Origin of the sequence: Streptomyces sp. AM8-1-1 (genome assembly GCF_032229325.1) — a bacterium.
GTDB lineage: Bacteria > Actinomycetota > Actinomycetes > Streptomycetales > Streptomycetaceae > Streptomyces > Streptomyces achmelvichensis.
The window spans coordinates 1-17,256 of sequence record NZ_CP135086.1 but is presented as its reverse complement, the minus strand read 5'-3'; the positions used below and the strand labels follow the sequence as shown (position 1 = coordinate 17,256).

At 70.8% G+C, this 17,256-nt stretch carries 16 protein-coding genes; 3 read left to right on the top strand and 13 right to left on the bottom strand.

The genetic code is table 11. The features are described 5' to 3' along the window. Positions 1-316: 316 nt before the first annotated feature. Positions 317-1,114: a hypothetical protein gene (locus tag RPQ07_RS00080; RefSeq protein WP_313941876.1), complete on the bottom strand. Its 798-nt coding sequence runs from the start codon at positions 1,112-1,114 to the stop codon at positions 317-319. Positions 1,115-1,427: 313 nt separating this feature from the next. Here RPQ07_RS00080 and RPQ07_RS00075 point away from each other — a divergent pair, with 313 nt between their 5' ends. Then, a complete protein-coding gene (locus tag RPQ07_RS00075) occupies positions 1,428-1,952 on the top strand; it encodes a hypothetical protein (protein WP_313941875.1) in 525 nt (174 codons plus the stop codon). Positions 1,953-2,054: 102 nt separating this feature from the next. On the opposite strand, the gene RPQ07_RS00070 is transcribed toward RPQ07_RS00075, so the two are convergent. From RPQ07_RS00070 to RPQ07_RS00015, 12 genes are all read right to left on the bottom strand, one after another. Beyond that, positions 2,055-2,327 (bottom strand): hypothetical protein, encoded by a 273-nt coding sequence (locus RPQ07_RS00070; protein ID WP_313941874.1) that lies wholly within the window; start codon positions 2,325-2,327, stop codon positions 2,055-2,057. Positions 2,328-2,727: 400 nt separating this feature from the next. After that, positions 2,728-3,264 (bottom strand): hypothetical protein, encoded by a 537-nt coding sequence (locus RPQ07_RS00065; protein ID WP_313941873.1) that lies wholly within the window; start codon positions 3,262-3,264, stop codon positions 2,728-2,730. 337 nt (positions 3,265-3,601) lie between these two features. Continuing rightward, positions 3,602-3,730: a hypothetical protein gene (locus RPQ07_RS00060; RefSeq protein ID WP_313941872.1), complete on the bottom strand. Its 129-nt coding sequence runs from the start codon at positions 3,728-3,730 to the stop codon at positions 3,602-3,604. A gap of 462 nt (positions 3,731-4,192) precedes the next feature. After that, positions 4,193-5,023, bottom strand: a complete 831-nt coding sequence (locus RPQ07_RS00055; protein ID WP_313941871.1) for a hypothetical protein — start codon at positions 5,021-5,023, stop codon at positions 4,193-4,195. Continuing rightward, positions 5,020-5,988 carry a PIN domain-containing protein gene (locus RPQ07_RS00050; protein WP_313941870.1) on the bottom strand — a complete coding sequence of 323 codons (969 nt, stop codon included), beginning with the start codon at positions 5,986-5,988 and terminating at the stop codon, positions 5,020-5,022. Before RPQ07_RS00050 ends, RPQ07_RS00055 begins: the two co-directional genes overlap by 4 nt. Before the next feature lie 273 nt (positions 5,989-6,261). Then, a complete protein-coding gene (locus RPQ07_RS00045) occupies positions 6,262-7,404 on the bottom strand; it encodes a hypothetical protein (protein WP_313941869.1) in 1,143 nt (380 codons plus the stop codon). A gap of 135 nt (positions 7,405-7,539) precedes the next feature. Beyond that, positions 7,540-9,204, bottom strand: a complete 1,665-nt coding sequence (locus RPQ07_RS00040; RefSeq protein WP_313941868.1) for a hypothetical protein — start codon at positions 9,202-9,204, stop codon at positions 7,540-7,542. A 237-nt stretch (positions 9,205-9,441) separates the two neighbouring features. Further along, positions 9,442-11,961, bottom strand: a complete 2,520-nt coding sequence (locus RPQ07_RS00035) for a DEAD/DEAH box helicase family protein (protein ID WP_313941867.1) — start codon at positions 11,959-11,961, stop codon at positions 9,442-9,444. Positions 11,962-11,975: 14 nt separating this feature from the next. Further along, positions 11,976-12,101: a hypothetical protein gene (locus RPQ07_RS00030; RefSeq protein WP_313941866.1), complete on the bottom strand. Its 126-nt coding sequence runs from the start codon at positions 12,099-12,101 to the stop codon at positions 11,976-11,978. Positions 12,102-12,217: 116 nt separating this feature from the next. After that, positions 12,218-12,703 carry a hypothetical protein gene (locus RPQ07_RS00025; RefSeq protein WP_313941865.1) on the bottom strand — a complete coding sequence of 162 codons (486 nt, stop codon included), beginning with the start codon at positions 12,701-12,703 and terminating at the stop codon, positions 12,218-12,220. Beyond that, positions 12,700-14,826: a hypothetical protein gene (locus RPQ07_RS00020; RefSeq protein WP_313941864.1), complete on the bottom strand. Its 2,127-nt coding sequence runs from the start codon at positions 14,824-14,826 to the stop codon at positions 12,700-12,702. The genes RPQ07_RS00025 and RPQ07_RS00020 overlap by 4 nt, the downstream gene beginning before the upstream one ends. A 518-nt stretch (positions 14,827-15,344) precedes the next feature. Continuing rightward, positions 15,345-15,578: a hypothetical protein gene (locus RPQ07_RS00015; RefSeq protein ID WP_313941863.1), complete on the bottom strand. Its 234-nt coding sequence runs from the start codon at positions 15,576-15,578 to the stop codon at positions 15,345-15,347. Positions 15,579-15,633: 55 nt separating this feature from the next. Between RPQ07_RS00015 and RPQ07_RS00010 the strand changes: the two genes are divergently transcribed. Together RPQ07_RS00010 and RPQ07_RS00005 are read left to right on the top strand one after the other, a co-directional pair. Then, entirely contained in the window at positions 15,634-16,173 is a 540-nt protein-coding gene (locus tag RPQ07_RS00010; protein WP_313941862.1) for a hypothetical protein, read from the top strand. A gap of 405 nt (positions 16,174-16,578) precedes the next feature. Next, a complete protein-coding gene (locus RPQ07_RS00005; RefSeq protein WP_313941861.1) occupies positions 16,579-16,746 on the top strand; it encodes a hypothetical protein in 168 nt (55 codons plus the stop codon). The last annotated feature ends 510 nt before the right edge of the window (positions 16,747-17,256 follow it).

Sequence of the window (17,256 nt, the reverse complement as noted above, 5' to 3'; positions counted from 1 at the left end):
CCACCCGGCCTGGTCGAACAGCTTCTGGACATGGGCGCGCGGAAGAAGTCGGCCAGCTGTCCGGCTTCAGCGTGAGCGCTGCACCGTGGCCGTGGGCTTGGCGCCCGGCCCGGCGCCTTCGACGTCCGTCTGCAGGTAGGTGCGGCGATGCGAGTGAGGTCGTCGCCTACGGTCTCGGGGGACGAGTCCGCGCGGCAGCACGGTCTTCCAGCGGTTGTGCACAGCCCGGTCGACGAAGCCGTCGGGGTCGGCGTCCTCGCCGAGTTCGGACTCCCAGCGGCGCCAGGCCCGCGGTGGACGGCCTATAGGCGGTCGCTCAGAGCGTGAGCACCGGCCGCGTGGAGAAGTTGTCGTACAGGTCCTCCCCGTCCGGTCCGTACACGAACTCGGCCATCCCGGGGTTACGGTTGGCGGTCGCCAGGGGGAGCCAGGCCAGCAGATGGCCGTAGCCGCCGCACACCGACTCGCCCCCGTCGCCGCCGTGGACCGCGGTGACATCGCTGGTCAGCTCGGTGCGGTAGGTGTCGTAGGCGATGTGCAGGCCGAAGGCGTTCAGCTCGTTGTGCGGGCCGGTGTCGTCGCCGTAGGGGATGCGGTCGAGGGGACAGTCGTCGCCCCACCGGAACAGGGTGTCCGACCCGGCGCCGCAAGCGTGTTCCCACTCGTCGGAGCTCGGCATCCGCAGACCACGGGCAAGGAGGGCAGCAGCCATGTCGGCCGGAGGTTCGGTCAGGTTCTCGTCCTCCACGGCCATGAGGAGGGTGTCCAGGTGAACGCTGCGGCGAGCGCTGAGGATCCGCTCGAGGTGGGTCCGCAGATCGGACCCGTAACCGTAGCCCTGCTGCAGGCTCTCCGCGTAGTCAGCTGCCTGCTGCGCGGTCGGCTTCCAGGTGGCGGCGTCGAAGCCCAGGGACACCCGGCCTCCGGGTATCAGGGCGAACTCCTGCCCGTCCCGCTCGACCCGGACGCGGTGCAGCGGGGCACCGAGGTGTTCCGTGGCCTCGACCAGTGACACCCGGCCGCCCACGTGGTCAGCGGCATTCTGGGCGATCCGCTGGGCGGTGACCTGGTCGAAGGTCCGCCACAGGTCGAGAGTGAGATCAGCGAGCGACATGGCCGGCAGTGTGGCACGCGGCACTGACACAGCACCGATGTCCGCCACGCCGACACCTGCCTGGTGTTCACCGATTTTCTGCCGCCCCGCCGGGAAATCGGCCGTGACGTGGGGAGGACGTTCGTCGTTGTCCGGGCGGTGCCGCCCCTTTCCTGCCGCGCTGTGACGGTGCCCGGCCGAGTGCCGCGTCAGCCCACGACTGACCCGGACTGGTAGGTCCCAGACGCGCCGCGTCACTCACAGCGCCCCGCCGTGCGGCCCCGGCCGCCCGACAGGCGCCGGATCGTGGGGTCGGCCGGAAGACGGCACCGCCATGACCTCACCCCACCCGCGAAGGCGCCCCCAGCGGCGCAGCGAGATCGCCCGTGGCCCGCAGCAAACCGCGGGCCTGCAGGAAGTCCGCGACGCCCTGCCGCCCGCGCCCGGTTCCTGCGCCGTGGCGCCCGCTCCGCTCCCGGCCGATGAGGGCGTACCGCCCGAGTTGCTGGCGCTGGTCACCTACCACTGCCGTCACATCAACGCCTACCTCGCCCGCGCCCAGCACCTGAAGACCCTGCACGGCGACAGCATGAAGCAATGGCAGCGCCTGGTCCTGTACGCCCTGACCGACGCCCTCGCCCACAACCACCTCCTGGTCGGCACCCTCGCCGCCTACCTCCAGCGCCAGGATCTCGACGCCGACCTGCTGCGCCGCTACCTGCAATCCCCCGACCCTGACCGCTACATCACCCGTGAGGCCGTCGAGCACCTCGACGGTCTCACCGGCGCCGTGCCCGAGGAAGCGGCCGAGCCGGTCTGGACCGGCATCGGCCGGCGGATTGCTCGCGACGGCGGCTGACGACCGCGCCAGCTCGATGCTGAGCGCGATGTTCTCTGCGGGCTCGAGGAATGCGTTGCGAGCGCCGGGCCCGGGCCGTGGTAGGCGCGGCGCGGGCCGGACTCACTCAAGCCGAGAAGGACCGCGCTGTCGTCCGGCGGCGCGGTCGGCCGACGCGGCGGGCAGGGCACGGAGCCCGACGTCGTACGCCATCGCGCCGAGGGCGAGGACCACGAGCGGCCCCACGAGGGGGGAGCCTGCCGGGACGGTGCCGTGGACCAGGGCTGCGCCGACGCTGCCGGTGCCGAGTACCGCGGTGCAGGCCGGAATGTTGGGCAGGGCGATCCGCAGCACCACTTCCCGGCGGCGGGCCGGGACGGGGTTGAGGGTGCTCATCGTCCGCTCACCATGCTTGTCTCGGCCTCCAGAGAGCGGCCGGTGATGCGCGCAGCGAGCTTCTTCACCTTTCGGCGGACCTGCTCGCCCTGACGCTTTGGCTCCGCAGCCCCAGCAGCTATGGCCGCTTCAGCCCAGGTGGTGACCCCGGGGGTGGCGAGGGCGAGAGTCACCGCTCGCTCGGCCGGGGAGAGGGCCTCCAGGATCTCGGTCAGGCGCGGGTCATCGAAGCCGGCTTCGACTCCGGTGTCGGCGGCGGTCTTTGCGGGGACCAGGTCGTACAGGGTCAGCCCGCTGCCGAGCGGGGTGTCGAGCAGCCGTAGCCGCGCCTGGCCGGTCTTGCGGCGCCAGACCGGGGTGAGCTGCCGGTTGATGGCCTTGGCCTCTGACTTCAGCTTCTTCAGGGCGTCAGGGGTGAGGTGACCTTGGTCGTAGAGAGGATCCGCCCAGTTGCCGAGCAGGCGGTGGAGACCGGCTCATTCCATCCGCTCCACATCCCCAGCACCTCCGACCTGAAGGAGCGGATCGTGGATCCGTCGCCGGCGAGGGCGGCCTCGCGGGCGCTCAGCGCCTGGATCACGTCGGGGACCGGGATGTTCAGAGACCGGAACCCGGACTCGATGGTCTGGTTGGCCGGGTGGCCGGCCTTGAGCACTGCCATGCCGGTGGTGGTGGTGATCATCATGGGAGGGGCGACACGGTCGAACGGCTCCGGCAGTCCGAACGTGCCATCCACGTCGAGAGCGACGCTTCCGTCCTCCCGGAGGGTCACGGTATCGCCGGCGTTCCCGCTCCAGTGGGCCGGGAACAAGGCCGTGACCGCCGCGCCGGTATCCGTGTCCCAGTTGAACTGGCTGATCCGCTCCGCCAAGTCGGTGTGAACAGAGCCGTCATCCTCGACCATGGTGTAACTGGGCGTCGGGTCCTCGGTGGCCATGGGTGCCTCCTTGTCGGGGAAAATCCTTCTCCTCTCGGTCCCGGCACGGACCCGATCCGACAACGCATCCCTCGAATCTTCCTGTGATCCGCATCACGGAAACCCGAGGCTTCAGAGCTCGTCGGAGCTGGCCGGCAGCCCTTCGAGGCGTAAGAACCGACCGGTGCCATCCGGAGCGTCGACGGGGCCACAGCAGCGCGCCTGGCCGGACCATCTACTACGAGATCTTGTCGGCGCCGTGCTCGTCCATCAGCCGGTCGGTTCAACATCTGACGGACACGAACATCGCCTGGATCGGCCCCAACGCTCCGCCCTCGCGGCCGAGGCGGACGGCCTTCTATTCTTCGTACGGCTCGTGGGCGGGCACCTGTCCGTCGCTGCGCCGCTGCCGGTCGCTGGTGAGCGCGACGATCCGGTGGACGGGCACGGAGATGGCCGGGTGGCCGCCCGCGGGGGAGAACCCCACCCGGCCGGCTCGGGCTCGTAGGAGGTCACCGTGCCGTACAGCCGGTGCAGCACGCATCCCGCACTCGACGTCCAGGCACAGCATCCAGTCCTTGAGCCAGTGGATGGGCAGGTTCTCTATCTCAGCGGCTGCAGGGCCGGGGTGAGCATCGTCAGGGGGACATCACGGGGGGTGGGTTCGCGGAGCCGATCGCCCGGGGGGTGATGGAGGCGGTGCTGGGGAGTTGAGGGTCCCCGCGCTGGGGGACCACTCCGTGGGGGTGGTCAGCCATGAGGGCGGACCACTCCATGAGACAGGGGGTGTGGCCACCCGGCGCAACCGTCACCAGCACGAACAGGACACCGGCCACCAGCCCTCCGGTACCGGCAAGACCGGCGCGCAGCGTCGCGCAGAACCGCTTGAAGTGAACGAAGCCAATCCACCGTGCCCAGTACCGGCCACACGCCCCGGCACAGTGTGCCGTCAGCCGGATGTCTCCCAGGTGGTGGTGAACAACGCGCATTCGAGCAGGTCGGGGGCTGCACCGGACGGCCAGTTGTCGCCTGCGGCCAGCTGGTCGGCGGCGGCGTGCATGAAGGAGAGGTAGACCTGGTAGCGGTGGGGCGTCCAGTTGCTGTCCGACCACATCCAGGCGGCGATCGAGCCGTCCACATCGTGGCTGCTCTCGCGGCCGACCGCGGCGGCCATCCACCTCAGGCGTCTGGACAGCACGCGGTCGAGGATGAGTGGCCGCGGGCCGTGGGCGGGCGCCAGCGCGATGCCGGTGAAGTAGAGGAACTTGGTGAAGAAGGCCGGCCCGAGCCCGGGAACTTGCCGGTGGAGTGCGGCGTACGCCTGTGGTGCACCGTGCTCGCGCAGCGCGGTGACCGCGGTGGCCAGCGCCGTGTCGAGGCCGTCGAAGGCCAGGATCTTGTGCAGGGTGGCCGGGCCGCTGCCGCCGGGAGTGCCGCGCTTGCCCTTGCCCCACACATACGTCGCGACCAGTGCCTCCTGGAACGCCTCCCGCCGTAGCGCGTCGGCGACGGCCGAGGCCACCTCCGCCCGGCTGACCGCAGCGTCACCACCTGCGGAGGTGGGCGCCAGCGCCTCCGGCCACGGAGTGATCTGCGCCCACCGGCCGGGCGTGTAGCGGACGGTGTGCGCGCTGGGTGTCCCGTCCGCGTAAGCAGCCGCATTCGTCTCCCACCAGCGGCCCAGCGCCCGTACAACGGCGTCGGGCAGCAGGTGTGCGGCCATCTCGCGGTCCACCGCGTCCGCACGCTCCTGGCGACCCTGCCCGTCCTGTGCGTTCACGAGCCGTTCCCTGCCTGACGTGCCGCCCAGTTGGGGGAGGGTGCGCCGGATTCCTTCGGCTCGGGCTGCTCCGGTAGGCCCCCGCCCGGCACGAGCTCGGCGGCTGCCTGTTCCAGTGCCTGCCGGTGAAGTTCGCCGCCCTCGATCAGGTACGTGTCGGGCAGGGGCCGTGCCGGCAGCCCCCATGTGGCGGCGCGTGTCCGCACGCCGATGTCGCGGCTGACGACGATCACTTCCACGGGAGCGACGGCCTGGTGCAGACGCAGTGCCGAGGCCACCAACTCGTCGTCCGGCACGGAAAGGCGGGAGTGCCCAGGCTCATCGGCCGCGATGAGCAGGAGTGTGCCGTCGTCCGCGGTCCCTCCCTCGGGCCCCGCTTCCAGGATCGACTCCAGCAGCCGGAACACGCCGCGCGCCCGCCTGGAGATCTTCTTGTCCCCCGTCTGGTAGCTCTTGGTGTCGATCTCGTCGACCACGACGTGCGGCACCACGACCGCCGTGCCCTTCCCGAACACCTTCTGCCAGGGGACCTTGTCGAACCGCATGAAGTGCAGCGTGGTGTTCGTGTCCAGCACCGCGTACCGGACGGCACCGGCGCGCCCGTACCGCTCCTGCATGGCACGCACCCGGTTGGCCAGGGTTCTGAAGTAGTCCCGGAGCTCGGCGATTTCCACGTACATCATCAGCCGGGCCTCGTCCAGCGGTGCGGTGAGGATCGCCCGGTAGCGGCCAGCACGCAACTGGCCGGCGATCTCTCGGTCGCTGAACCGCCGGTTGATCTCCTCGGCAGCCTGCCATGTCCACTCGTCGTACCGCTTGCGCACGGCTTGCATCTCGGCCTTGGCGTCCGCGCCCGTCTTCATCATGTGCGGGATGCGGTTGGAGACGTCGTTGAGGGTTCCGGCCACGAGATCGTTATCCAGGAAATCGATCGCCTCGGCGCAGGTCGTTCCGGCTCTCAACATGCCCTTGTTCCTCCCCCTCGGGGCCCGGCGGTCCCCGTCTGGCACATCCTGTCAGCGCTGACGCCCGGTGCGAGTTCCGTCTCCTGCACCCGACCCGGCCAGGCCCCTGACCGGTGCGGCGTAGACGACGTCCCGCTGGTGTCCGATGAGGACCTGCTCGTCAGCCCTGTCGGGCACGGGCTCGCTGTCGCGGACGAGCTGCCCGTCGACCTCGCGGTCTGGGGTGCGCAACGGCTGACCGACACACCGGAGTTCGCGCCCCGGGACCTCCGGCTAAAGTGTCGGCTTCTCGTGTCGCGCCAGGAGGTCGGTGAAGAAGACATCCAGGAGCTGTTTCCCGCCCGGCGCGGTGAGTTCCCAGCCGCCGAAGCGGTAGATCTCGTATCCGGCCAGCCGCAGCCGGCGGTCCTCGGCGACCATCTCCGCGTACAGCCGCGGCACGGCGGTATGGGTGACCCGGCCCTTCTCGTCGGGCGGGTTCGCGATCCCGTAGTGCTGCACGCCGTCGACCTCGATCACGATGCGGGAACGGTCCGGGGCCAGGAGCAGGAAGTCCATCCGCTGCCGGTACAGCGCCCCGGACTGCTTGCCGCTCCTGCGGCTGTAGGGGTCGTAGTGGAGGTAGACCTGCGGGATCAGCGCGGGCAGGTCGAAGCCGCCGGCCTCGGCGTAACGGGCGCAGTAGGTGATCATGAGCAGCTGTTCGGGCGGGGAGTCCAGCGACCGGTACAGGCGCCGGTACAGCGCGTCGGCGGCGCTCTTCTCGTCGGCGTCCGGCTGGTGCTTCTTCCTCCACCAGGCCACCATCTGCCGCCAGGTCAGCCCGTGCGGCGGCAGGGGGTCGGTGAAGACCAGGCAGTTGTCGGAGTTGCGGACGATCTCGACGTCGTTGTTCACCGCGTCGCGCAGCACGATCTGTGGCTTCGCCCCGTCGGCGGCGAAGATGAGGTTCTTGAAGCTGCCTGAGGGCCCCTTGGTGAACCGGCGTTCGTACTCCAGCTCCTGGAGGTCCTCCAGCGCGTCGCGGGTGGGGCCCATGAGCTGCTCGATGCAGTCCCGCCGGGCCTTCCAGCTGCCGCTCATGTTGTTGTCGCGCCAGTAGGTGCCGAACCCGCGCGGCCCGTCGAACGAACGGAACGGCCAGGACGGCGGCTCGAGGGCGAGGCGTTCCAGAACGGCGCGGTGGGCCTTGATGACGATCGGCACGCTCTCGTCGTCCAGATGCCTGCCCTTGCCGTCGGTGCCGTGGGAGACGAAGTCGTGGTGCAGCAGCCGGGTCAGCGCGATGGCCACGTCCAGGTCGGTGTGACCGGCTGGCGGGCCGAACCGCAGGGACTCGACCAGTTCGGTGTCGAGCACCCAGGGCTGTGCCCATCCGTCGCCGCTGCTGAAGAACGCCGTCAGCTCCACGCCCACCCCCGCTGGTGATCCTCCAGGACATCGTCGGCCGTCAGCGACGCGGCCACCAGAGGGCGCGCGACCCTCGCGCCGTCGCGACCACGTCTAGGCCGTCTCCGTGTACCCGCACCTGCCACCGTCTCGGCGCCGCCGTCACACCTCGGCGCTACTGGGGCGTTCGGGCCCGAGGTAGCGCACGGCCGGGAAACGCTCGGCGATGCGCATCACCACGGTTGCGTGCCCGCGCGCGGCGAGGTCGCGCCGGGCCTCTTTCATGTTCAGGATCTTGTCCATGGTGTAGATCTCGGTGCAGGGACCGAGGTCGATCTGGTGCTCGCCGAGGGTGAAGAGCATCCCCTCGTAGCTGGCGGTGACGCGGAACATCCCCGCGCGGATGTCCCCCAGTTGAGTGAGGGCTTCGGCGCTGTCGACGCCCACGGACACGGTGCCGCCCCGCAGCACGATCTCTTTCCCGTCGAGCAGGGAGAGAATGTCCTTGACCTCGCGCGCATCGCGCTTGGTGAAGTCGTCGGGGACGGGGAAGAAACGCCCGGTCCTGCTCTGCAGCCGCGTCAGGTCGTCGAAGGCATCGGCCCACAGCTGGGCTTCTCCCGGCTCCCAGCCCTGAGGCGTCATGGTCGTGCTGATCGGTGCCCGCACCCGGCCGGCTGGCTCCCCGGCGAAGGCGAGTTCCATGAAGCGACCGGGCGTGGCCTGGCTGAGCAGCCGGAGCACCGGGACCATCGTCTGCGGCATCGCCGCCTCGGGCGGCTGGAAGGAAAACTTCAGCTGAGCGGAGAGATCGCGTTGGTCGTAGCGCAGCCGCACTCGCATCAACCCCGTCATGTCACTGCCGAGGAGGGTCCCGCCGTCCATGCCGCTCACCCGGTGCGTGAAGGACACGGGCAGAGAGGCGAGCGGAACGCCCGAGGACAGCTGGACGACGACCTGGCCTCGCAGTGGCGGCGTCACCTCCTGCCGGGGCGAGGTGATGCGCACACCGCCCACCGTGATCCGCTCCAGCCCCAGCCCGGCGGGGCCCGACAGGGCGGCTTCGGCGAGATTGTCCGCGCTCAGCTCCACCTCGCCGCCGAAGCGCATGGTCTCCTCGAACCGCAGCCTTCGGCGGGCCTCCTGCGGGTCCCCGCCGGCGAAGCGGACCCGGCCGGTGAACCGGATGGTGCCCTGCCCGTCCGGGGCCGGCCCCTGCGGCGTCAGGTGCACGACCGTCCGCCCGTCGGCGTCCATGGAGGTGTGCACCGCGTGGTGGGGGGAGATCTCCTGGACCCGCGTATGCAGCGCGCTGGCCCGCTCGGCGTAGTCGCTGATCCCGCCGGCCAACGTGTCACGCTCGGCGCGCGCCTCGGCGATGCGCTCCAGGATGTAGTCGGCGGACTCCTGCAGCGCATACCGGACCAGATCGGGATGGGCCGCGAACTTCTCGTCCAGCCAGCTGCGCCCCCGCCACCGCCGCACGAAAGGGAACTCATCGCGCAGGCCGTCGAACCACCGCAGCTCGGCGGGGTTCGCATCGATCGGCACGAGGAGATCCCAGTGGTCCGGCTGGTGACGGGCCGCCGACACCAGCGACCGCTCCACCTGCCTGCGCCGTCCCGCGGTCATCCGGCCGGTGAACGACTTCGCCTCATACAGGACCAGTTCATCGTCGTCGGTGTGCTCGAACAGGTCCCGGCCGCCGTCCCCGCCTGTCCCGTCGACCGCCTGTGCCCGCTCTTGCAGGCGCATCACCAGCAGTGTCACCAAGGACTCCGACAGCCTGGGGTTCTCGGCCAGCTTCTCCCACGGAACTCGCACCACACGCCCACCCTACGAACCCCCTCTGACATCCCGACCCGCTCCGTACGCCGAACTCCTCGCCCCGCCCCCGGCCCCGGCGGGCAGGGCGAACGGTGCCAAGGGCTGCCGACCGGCCGCCGTCGCCCGCCGTAGGGGCCGGCCCGGGGACGCCCGCCTGTGCCTGCCGACCGGTACGAGCCCGCCGGTATACGCGGCGGCCCGTACCGGCCCAGGACCCCTCTGACTTCCGGGTGTTGATCAGGCGCGCAGGGGTTCGGAGTAGGTGGTGAAGAGCCGGTCACCGGTGAGCTTGTGGTGCGTGAGCTGTTCGCGGACGGCCTGTTCGTCCGCCCAGCGTTCCGGGCTGCTCGCGAGCGCGGCCACGTAGGCCGTCACGGCCTCCTTCAGCTTCTCGAACATGGCGGGGGTGACGACGCGCATGCCCGGCACCGCGGTGGCCTTGCCGTCGCGGACCCGGCTGGGATGCAGCATGACCGCCACGGCCTCCACTTCGGCGTTGTGCTCGTTGAGCCAGCGGACGCTGCCGCCGAGCTGGTCCATGTCCTTCTTCGCGATGGTGTCGGTGATGCAGCCGGTCTTCAGCTCGACGACGGCCTGCCGCGCCGCCGAGAGCGCCCACAGGTTGTCCGGGCCCGTGCCGTACAGCTTCTCCGGACGCGTGCTGGCGAACCCGAGATGCAGCCCGAGTTGCTGCCAGGCCCGTTCGGCGTCGTCGGAGCGCTCCTCCTCGCCCCACACCACGTCCTCGAACAGCGCCTGCACGCCGAGCCTGAGGCTGACGCCGTCGCGGTACCGGGCGGCCAGGAACTCGGCGGCGGCGCGCGACTGCACCGCGGCTGCCTTGAGCTGGACGGGGGCGCCGCCGTTGACGGGTCGCAGGACGAACGGGTTGTCGTCCAGTGCCCCGGCCAGGGCCCGCTCGGCGGCCGCGTGATCGGTCAGGTGCAGGTAGGCGGCCTTCTGCTCCCGCAGCCAGCCCCGCAGCGCCGTGTCGCCGTTGCCGAGGTCGTTCACCGCCTTCTGCACCCGCTCGGCCGCGGCCGGGGTACGGCCGGTGGCCGCGAGGTCGAACGCCTCGCGCAGCGCGACGGCCTCGTCCCGCACCGTCCCGTGCTCGGCGTAGCGCACCTCCGCCAGCGCCCGCCGGCTGCGTTCGCGCCACTGCGGCACCCGCCCCAGGCAGGCCCGCAGCGCCTGCCTCACCGCGTCCAGTCCCTCGCCCTTGATCTGGCCGGCGATGTCCCGGCTCAGCTTCAGCTGCGCCTGGGTCGCCGGGGAGAACAGAGCCAGGTGGCGGGCGTCGTGGATCGCCGTGGCGAGTTTCGCCCCCAGTAGCAGGACGGCGCAGTAGTCCTCGCCGTCGCGCACGCCGCGGCCCATGCCCTGCTCGATCCGCTGGACCTCGCGGGCCAGACGGACCGTGCTGTCGGCCAGCGCGACAGCCTCGCGCCGCTCCACCCCGTCCAGGGGCCGCGGGATCTGGTCGAGGATCAGCAGACGGCAGGCGTCGGCCGGGAGGTTGACGCCGTCGTACTTGTTGACCAGTACCACTAGGCCCACATGGCCGGCCTGGAGTTCCTTCACGCCCGCCTCGAGGTCCCCGACCCGCCAGATGTGGTGGGCGTAGGGCCGCCAGTTCGCGGCGGCCCGGTCGCTGGGCACCAGAACGACCACGTTGACTGGCTCGGTCTCGGCGACACCGTCGCCGTCCTGGTCCCCGTCGGCGAACTGGCGGGCCAGCACGCGGACGGCCTCGTCGTCCAGGTTCGGGTTGAGCGCCACCGGGGCCAGGATCATCCGCTCACCGAGGTCGGCGGCGCTGCCCGGGGTGACGGGCTTCGCGACGAGGGCTGGGTCGGCACCGAAGTCGGTGACCAGGGCGCTGTCGTCGGCGAGCGTCGCGGTCAGGTAGACCCGGCGGCGGGCGCGCACGAACGACGGGATGCGGTCGATCGGCGGGCACGAGGGCCTGATTTCGATCGCCGACGACGTCGCCGTCGCGGTGCACAGGTGCAGCACCTCCGCGAGCAGCGGCCATACGAACTCGAAGACCCGCTCCGTGCGGTGCGGGCGCAGGATCTTCAGCACCTCCTCGCGCTTGTCGGCCCACGCCCAGAACGGGATCGGCGCCAACGCGGTGGGGTCCTTGTCCTCCAGCGCCGACCAGGCGTTCGCCGACTGGTGGCGCAGGTCCTGCGCGAACAGCTGCAGCAGCTTGTCGTACGCCTCGTGCCCGGCGGGCACCCGAAGCCGGAACTGGTCCTCGGTCCGCGCCAGCGCGGCGTGCGCGTCGTCGACGACGACGATGCCCAGATCGAGCGGCTCCTTGCCGTCCCCGACGACACCGAAGGCCGACCTGCCGTTGAGCAGCTTCTGGTAGTTCGTCACCAGCACGGCCTGCGCCGTGAGGAATGCCGGCTCGTACGGATCGTCCGTGGTGGCGATGTTGAGCTTGTCGGCCTCCTCGCGGACCTGCTTGACGAGGTAGTTGTCCGGGGTCAGGTAGACGGCCTTGCCGATGCCCTCGTTCAGGGTGCTCTGCGCGATCAGCAGGCCGACGGCCGTCTTGCCCCCGCCGGTGTTCTGCTTGATCACCACATCGCGTTCACGTCGCCGCTCGAACCACTTGTCCAGCACCTCGCCCTGCTCATGCCGCAGATACGGCCACGGCCGGCTGGACAGCCCCGCGTAGATATCCCGGGGCCGCAGCAGCGCCTCGCTGTCCCCCGTACCGATCCGATCCCAATCCAGCGCCACTGCGCCGTCCTCCCTCACCTGTCCCGGCGGCCCAGCGCCGCACGCACTTCCTCGTTCTTCAGGGCCGTCGCCCGCCCGGCGACGGCCTCGCGCCACACCGACGTCTCCGCCTCGGCGCGGCCCTGCTGCGGCTCTGGCACCCACGCCCGCCGGCGGGGTGCTTCCCGGCCCGCCTGAGAAGCGGCGGGCCGGGAAGCACCCGTTCGCGGACCGTGCCTGGCCCGTCAAGCCGGCACCGCAGGACAGCGGCTGTCTCCTACCGAACCTGGGCGGGCAAGGAGACCAGCGTCGCGGGCGTCTGCGTGAGATCCACCCGCGGGTGGGCCGAGCCGTCCGCCGGGTTCAGCAGCCGGGCCGTCCACCCCTCGGCGACGCGGACCGCCTCCAGGGGAGTCCCCTCCGACAGCGGGAGCACGGTCAGCAGGCACCAGGACGTCCGCCGGGACACCCCGACCGTGCGATGGGCGTAGTGCTCGGCCAGCCGGTCGCCGACCGCGCACGGGCCCTGGCGGCACACGCTACCCACGTACCGGCACCCACCGCGGTTGTCCCACGCGACGTACACCGCGCAGCTCGCCGCCACCCGGCGGCGCACCACGTCCGGGCTGGCCCGGCACACCACCACCGGCGAGCCCGCGCGGCCCTCTGCGGTCGCGGGGACGTCGAGCACCGGGCCCATCAGCCGCAGGACCGGCCGCAGCGCCTGAACGATCGCCGTCGGAAGCGTCGGAGCCGTGCTCACTCGGAGTCCTCATCGTCCTCGTCGACCACGAAGATCGAGGGATCGGCTGGCCCGAACTGCATGAGGATCTCTTCGAGATTGCCCAGCTGCACCCGCAGCGCCTTGACGGCCTCGAAGGTGCCGAAGACCTGGTTGCCGCGCTTCTGGCTCATACGGGCCAGGGCCCGTCCGGCCTTGGCCGCACCCTTGATGCCCTGGTCGAGGAGCCGACGCTGGCGCGCGTCCTCGGCCTCCGGTTCCGCCGACGTGCCGTCCGTCTTGGCCTTGGCCTCCGCGCGGTTCTTGGCGATGGTGGCCAGGGCGTGGGCCGGGTCGGCGGCGTGGACGAGGTCCCACTCGTAGTCGAGGATCTCCTGCTCGCCGGACTTGTCCAGCATGGGCTTGCCGTCGTGGACCACCACGCCCTCGACCTCGCGCTCCTGGGTGTGGAACAGCTTCGGCAGCACGGCCGGGTCGGCGGCGACGTGGGCGACGGCGATTGAGTGCAGCATCCGCAGCCCGCCAGAGGTCTTCGACAGCAGCGCCAGGAGCTTGACCGGCGTCGCCCGGAAGGGCGCCTTGTAGCTGTCGCGGTCGGTGCCCTCCTTCGAGCCGCGGTCCCGTGTGATGTACCCGTCGAGGATCGCGGCGGTCCCGCCGAGCACGGTCAGCTCCGCGACAGCGTCCTCCTTGCCGGCCAGGGCACGCTCGAGGATGTCGTCGAGCACCCCGAAGGCGTCGTCGCCCTTGGTCAGTTCCCACGGCTGCTTCCACACCCGGTCGGTGATCGTGCCGCCGTTGCCGAAGGCCCGCAGCGGCTGCTCGATGCCCTCCTTGCTGCGGTAGGCCGACAGCGCCATGGGCGCCAGCCGCTCGCTGATCGGCTGCCGGTACGCCTTGACCATCCCGAATTCCTGCTTGATCAGCCGGTTCATGGCGTCCGCGTGCGGTCCGGCGAGCACCGCGTGCTGGTGGACGGCAGCCGACCACAGCCGGTGCGCCGGCACCCCGAGCAGCTCGTGCATGGCCTGCGTACCCACCGTGCCCGACAGCACCCGGTGCACGTCCGGGGTGATCAGGCCCTCGCGCAGGGCGTGCCGGTAGACCCGCTGCATGCCCTGCGTGTTCTGGGCCCCCGGCGTCCAGGCGGTGACGCGGACGTGCAGGGTGGCCAGCAGGTCGTCCCGCGCCGCCACCAGGTCGGCCAGCGGCCCACCCCCGTCCGCCTGCGCGCCGACCACGACGGTGGCGGGGAAGGCCAGCGTGTGGCCCTCGCGTCGGGTCGCCTCGGTCAGCGTGGGCGCCGCCAGGTTCTTACGGGTCCGCTTCGTCAGCTCGCCCACCCGCCGCCGCGTGGCCGCCTGCTCCGCGCGGCTGCGCCCCCCGGACCGCTCGGCGGAACCGATGACGGAGGCGGTGCAGGCCGAGATCGCCTTCTCGATGTCGCCGTCGGTGCGCGCCAGCCACATGCTCACCATCCGGCTGTTGCCGTCGCCCGCGACCAGGAAGGTGTCCTCGGTGCCATCGTCGTACACGACGCGCATCACGAACAGCGTCAGCGGCTCCTTCACGCCCTGCTGGAGCACGCTCTCGGTGTAGACGTTCTCGCCCTTCTGGGCCTTGTACGTCTTCCGCATGCTCTCGCCAACCGCCTTGGCCAGCGCCTGGCGGTCCCGCATGCGCACCGTGAAGACCGCGAGCGGCTTGCCGGTCTTCGGATCGGTCACGGTCTCGTACGTCGGCACCACCGACGTGGACGGCGCCACGTCCATGGCCGTGCGCAGCTGGTCCGCCCACCGCTGGTTGATGAAGTCCGGCAGGACGTCGAGGTCGAGGTAGCGGTAGTGCGGCGGGGTCGCGTACAGCATCCCGCCGACGACCGGCTTGGCCGTCAGCAGGCTGATCGGCTCACGGGCCACGAGGGCCTGCAGCCGCTCCGGGTCCACCGCACCCGAGGTGATGGCGTTCGCCGCGGCCTCGTCCAGCGCGGCCTCGGGGTTCTCGAGCAGCTCCCTACGGGTGCTGCGGAGCTTGGTCACCGGCAGCGGGTCCGCGACCGGCTCGGGGCGGCGCAGCAGGGGCGGCAGGCCCTCGTCGGGCTCCTGCCCATCGAGGCCGTCGAGTTCGTCGAACGAAGAAGTCACGATCTTGCTCTCCTGGGCATCGCGCGCAGCAGGAAATACCCGCGGCAGGGCGTGAGCCACTGCCTCCACTGCGCGCCGTCCACAGGGGGCGGCGAGCGCCGTCACGCTCCACCAGCGGCTCATGTCTCCGCGATGTCCCGTGCCGACCAGCGTTCCACGGTCCTAGGCGAGCTGCTGGTCAGTCGGATCCCCAGGGGACCGAACTCCCGTCGACGACGGGTGCCAGCCGCTCTTCATGCCTCAGTTCGAACCCTGCGGCATGCAGTTCCATGTAGCCAGAGCGGTGCGCAGCCGACGACAACGAACTCCGCCGGCTCCACCCAAGACTACGCCCATCTCCACCTAAAACAGACTGACTTCAAGATGACGGCTCTCAACCAGGCAAATAACTTGGTCAGTTCGGTACAGCCAAGCCCAACACCAGTTCTGATCTACGCCACTTGCAGGGGCCAGTCATCCGACAGAACAGGCCCAACGCGCTCTCGGCGAGCGTCCTGGTGCACGCCACCGCCTGACTCTCACCCGGCCGCGGTCTGTTCGCGCAGGGTGCGTACCCACGTCTCGCCGAAGCCGGCGGCGCCTGTGTCGTCGCCGGGGATCCGGAAGACGTACGGGTCGGCTGCGAGCTGCTCCATCAGCGCCTCGTACAGATTGTCGAAGGGCGGCTCCATGCAGACCGCCAGGGACTCGGCGAACTGGCCGGGGAGGGGCTGACGGTGATGAGGTGGTCCAGGAAGGGGAACATGCCCCATTCGTCGTCCGCTGCCGCAGCGCGGCCTGCGCCGGTGTGTCCGGCATGAGCAGCCCGTGCATCACATACAGCCCGTAGAACCCGCGCAGACCGGCCAGCACCGTCCGCGCCCGCACGAGGTCTTCGTCACTGGCCCGCTTCACCGGACCCACCACGTCCGCATGCTGCTCCAGCAGCCCCCAGCCCAGGGGCGGTACCTCGCCGCGCTCGGCCGCCCCCAGCATCTGCGCCCAGTCCTCGACCGTCAGGCCGTACATGCCGAACGCGGCGAACGCCTCGGCCAGCGCCTCCGCCCCCACCTCTTCCACTCCCAGACCGATCGCCGCGACCACATGCACCATGCTCCTGGAGTCCGGCCCCTCGGCCTCCACCGGCACGTCCTCGCCGGCTTCGAGCGCCGCGCGCACCAGGGCGGGGTTCGCCGCCCCGCGGCGCGGCGCCACGAGCCGCTCGGCGGCCGCATACAGCACGTCCTGCCCTTCCTCACCCGCCCCGGCCGCGCTGCGAGCGAACTCCACCAGCCGGTGCGACACCGACCTCTCCAGCACCCAGACGAGAGCCTGGCGCACGGCGCCGATGGGGGCTCCGGCACCTGAACCGCCCCCGGCCGCACGCCCATGCCGGCCTCGGCGAACCACTCCAGCACCGCCAGCCGACGATGCCGCCCCTGCCGAAGATGCCGCGCCAGCGCCGCGGCGCTCTCCACCACCACCGGATCGACCGCGTCCACCACCGACCCCTGCCCTCGCCCGAGCCCGCGGCGCCGGTGACGCGGCAACAACCCCGCCCGCCGCCAGCTCTCCAACTGGCTGGCCGTCACCACCACCTCCCGCGCGGCAAGTTCGCGAATCACCCACAGATCAGCCGGACTCGGCGCTCCTCGTGCCATGCCCACCATTACAACCCCGAGAAGCGCAATTTTCTGCAGACCTGCGGCTCTGGCTCACTGGTCCCAGCACCACAGCCCGCGCTGCCGCGCCCCGCCCGAACGGACACCCGCCATGCCGAAGAAGAACCGCACCCCCTCCACCACCCCGCACCAGGACCACGTGACGCCCGACCCCGTCTCATGGCGGCGCCTCGTCTCCGTAGCGCTCCTCACCGGAGCCGTCCGCCACATCGGGGCACTCCTGGCCGGCCTCGTAGTGACGTGGTGGCAGCACGACTGACACCCGCCCGAGCACGAAGAGGAACTCAATGTCTGTGCAGCCAACCGCAACTGGCATCACCTCACCCCCCGGGCACACCCCGCCTCCGCCACCTCCAGCCCAAGGAGGCACACACCCCGAAACCGGATCCACCAAAAATTCTGCAACGAAGGAAACGGCTAGCCAAGCACCCCGGCCACGCTGCCTCGTAGCCAGCCGCCCGCGAATGCGGGCCGGGTTCGGGAGCGCAGCGGACGGACCCTCAGGCTCCTTCCAGGAGCGCAGCGACGAAGGAGCCGCCGGCTCGGAGCGTCAGCGGAGAGCCGGAGGGCACCAGCCAATCTCCGGATATAGCGAAAGTTCTGACGGAGGGAAACAAGGCTCGGAGCGCAGCGCAGAGCCCAGACTCCTCGCACCGCGAGGAGTCTCACTTCGGTCCCCGCGCGCAGCGCGGGGTTTCACTTCAACTTCCGTGCGCAGCGCGGAAGTTCCTTCAGAGCCTGCGCAGCAGGCTCTTACCCGCTCCGCGGG